Annotated in this window: 3 protein-coding genes and 1 pseudogene; 3 read left to right on the top strand and 1 reads right to left on the bottom strand. The window is 64.2% G+C overall.

Translation table 11 applies throughout. The features are described from left to right. From VKI00_RS21530 to VKI00_RS21520, 3 genes and pseudogenes are all read left to right on the top strand, one after another. Positions 1-139 (top strand): annotated as a pseudogene (locus VKI00_RS21530) (ribose-phosphate diphosphokinase); the annotation flags it as partial. Beyond that, a complete protein-coding gene (gene arsC / locus VKI00_RS21525; protein WP_324441022.1) occupies positions 140-496 on the top strand; it encodes an arsenate reductase (glutaredoxin) in 357 nt (118 codons plus the stop codon). Beyond that, positions 493-1,146, top strand: coding sequence for an LpqN/LpqT family lipoprotein (locus tag VKI00_RS21520; RefSeq protein ID WP_324441020.1), 654 nt, complete (start codon positions 493-495; stop codon positions 1,144-1,146). The genes arsC and VKI00_RS21520 overlap by 4 nt, the downstream gene beginning before the upstream one ends. 310 nt (positions 1,147-1,456) lie before the next feature. Here the strand turns inward: VKI00_RS21520 and VKI00_RS21515 are convergent, their stop codons facing one another. Further along, complete coding sequence (locus tag VKI00_RS21515; RefSeq protein WP_324441018.1) at positions 1,457-2,674, bottom strand: IS4 family transposase; 1,218 nt, start codon at positions 2,672-2,674, stop codon at positions 1,457-1,459. Positions 2,675-2,840: the final 166 nt, after the last annotated feature.

Below are 2,840 nucleotides of genomic sequence, written 5' to 3'. Positions count from 1 at the left end.
CACGAACACGCTGCCGATCGGCGAGGAGAAGCGCTTCCCCCAGCTCACGGTTTTGTCCATCGCGCCGCTGCTGGCCAGCACCATTCGCGCGGTCTTCGAAAACGGCTCGGTCACAGGGCTATTCGACGGAGACGCGTAGATGGCTGGTAAGCCAGACAAAACCGTCATCTACCACAATCCCAAGTGCAGCACCTCCCGCAAGACACTGGACCTGTTGCGGGACAACGGCTTTGAACCCGCTATTATCCAGTATCTGAAGACGCCGCCGTCCCGGGACGAGCTGGTGCAGATGATCCGCGACGCCGGCATCGAGGTGCGCACGGCCGTGCGCAAGCGTGAACCGCTCTACGCCGAACTAGGGCTCGCCGATGCGAGCGATGACGAGCTGCTCGACGCTATGGCCGAAAACCCCATCCTCATCGAACGTCCGTTTGTCGTGACGCCGAAGGGAACTCGACTGGCCCGACCGATCGACGCTGTCCGCGAGATTTTGTGAGAGCTGCTGTTTGCGGCGCGGCCGCCGCAGCGCTGGCCGCCTTGGCGGCGTCGGCCTGCGCACCCAAACCCCCGGACTTCCAGTCGATCTTGACGACGACGGCGACCGGCGCCGCCGCCACGACGACGGCGCGGCCGGTTCCGTTCGCGGAATACCTGGAAGGCATCGGCGTGAGGGGGGTGCCGATGGCACCGAACACCCTGACCGACCTGACCGTGTCAATCCCGACACCACCGGGCTGGGCGCCGTACAGCAATCCGAAGCTCCCCCCAACCACGCAGGTGATCTCCAAAGGCAGCAAGTATCCGGCGGCCATGCTGACGGTGTTCACACTGCGGGGCGCCGATTTCAACGCCGCCGACGCGGTTAAGCACGCCAACGCCGACGCCCAGCTGGTCCCGAACTTCACCCAGCTCGACGCTTCGACGGCGGACTACAACGGATTTCCCTCGTCAATGATCCAGGGCAGTTACGACCAGGACAACATACGGATGCACAGCTATAACCGGATCGTGTTGCCAACCGGCTCGCCGCCCGGCAAGCAGCGGTACCTGGTTCAGCTCACCATCACCAGCCTGGCCAACGAAGCGGTCGCGCAGTCGTCCGACATCGAGGCGATCATCCGCGGATTCGTCGTCGCCGCCAAGTAACTGGCGCGAGCAGCCTTACGCGCGGCGGCTGGTGCGGGCCCGCGCGGGAGGCACTATGTCTTTTGTCCACCTTCGAGCGACAACTGGACGAGCTGCACCCGGGAGGTCAGGCCTAGCTTCAATACCGTTTACTTAAGGAGTGACGGTGGGACGGCGATGGATCGTTGGAGCGTTGCAGTGGTGGGTGTGTTTGAGCTGGTAGTTGGACATTTTGCGTTTGACGACCCGCGGATTGGCGCGTGGGCGGCGCACGGGGAGCAGTTCGTGGACGATTTCGGCGGTGACGCTTTGGTCCGCGGCGCTGAGGACGTCAGGGGGAAAAACCGGGGTGGCTCGAGGTGGTGCGCCGAGCGGCCCGTAGGGACCGGGTGAACGACAGCCTATCCGGGTCGTGCCCGTAATCGGTTGCCGCTGAATGCATCAGCCATCGGATCGCGTAGTGCACGCACAGGTAGCCGTACACCTCCTGGATCACGCCGTCGGGCATCTTGGATCGCAGCACCATCCCCGGGCCGCGTTGGTGGGTCTTCAGCTCGTCGAAGGCAGTCTCGATCTCCCATCGCTGCGTGTAGAGCTGCGCGAGTTCGGCAGCGGGTGCAGCGTCGGGATCGGTGATGGTGCTCATCAACCGGTAGGTACGCTCGTCGGCATCGGTATCGCCAGGGGCCAGCGTGTATTCGACGACCCGGACGTCGATACCGTTGGTGTAGTTGCGCCTGGCCTTGGTCCCCGGATAGATGCGAGAAGCGAAAGAGCCGTCACTGTACCGTTTTTCGACAGGCAACACGGCGTTGGACTTGATCCGCCACACCAGGTCGGCGCCGGTAGCACGAGCCTTGTCCCACAGGGTGTAGCTGAAGAATCCGCGATCGGCCAGCAGCAGCATGCCGGGCAGCAGCGACCGCAACACCGACTCCACCAGCGTCTGTTCGCCGTGACGGTAGGCGCCGACCGCGGCGTCGATGATCGCGTGCGATCCGCATTCAGCCAAGCCCAACACCCGGACCTGCGGAAACGCGCCGCCACGGCCGTCCCCGCGGGAGGACGCAGGCCGGCCGAACCGCTCCACGTTGGCCTCGGTGTCGGCGACATCCAGGCACAACCCGTCCATACTCATCAACCGCCACGACCGATAGAAACCGCCCGCCACCTGCGGGTCCGCCAACGGCACCACCGCCTTGTCGTAGAGCACCTGCAATGGCTCCGGACCCAGCCGCTTACGCGCCTGGAACAACGCCGCCTTCGTCGGTATCGACCAGTCGTGCGACCAGCCCGTCGCCCACGAGTGACCCGCGACCAGCATCCGCATCACCTCCTCGTAGGACGAGGATGAGAACAAGGCCAGCCCGAGCACGTAGTACACGACAACCCGCGCCGGCAACAACCGATGACGCACCTCGACCCGGCCACACTCGGCCAGCACCGCATCCACCAGATCAGGCGGAAAGACCCTGGTCAACACCCCCAACGAGATGTGATCGGACAACCTCTGATCACTCTCCGGCTTGACCCACCCAGCCCGCGGCACTCACCCAGAATAACAACCATGTCATCTTAAGTAAACGGTATTGCGCCTAGCCTCGATTTTTCGTGCGGCTTGGTCTGGGCGGGTGCTTGCCGGTGCTGGCCGGCTGGTGATGCTGATTGTGGCATGCGGGTGTGACAGGTCGTCCAGTGTCGCTTGGAGGCGGGCT

Origin of the sequence: Mycobacterium sp., from assembly GCF_035314665.1 — a bacterium.
In the GTDB taxonomy this organism is placed as follows: Bacteria; Actinomycetota; Actinomycetes; order Mycobacteriales; family Mycobacteriaceae; genus Mycobacterium.
This window is presented reverse-complemented; position numbering and strand designations above follow the sequence as displayed.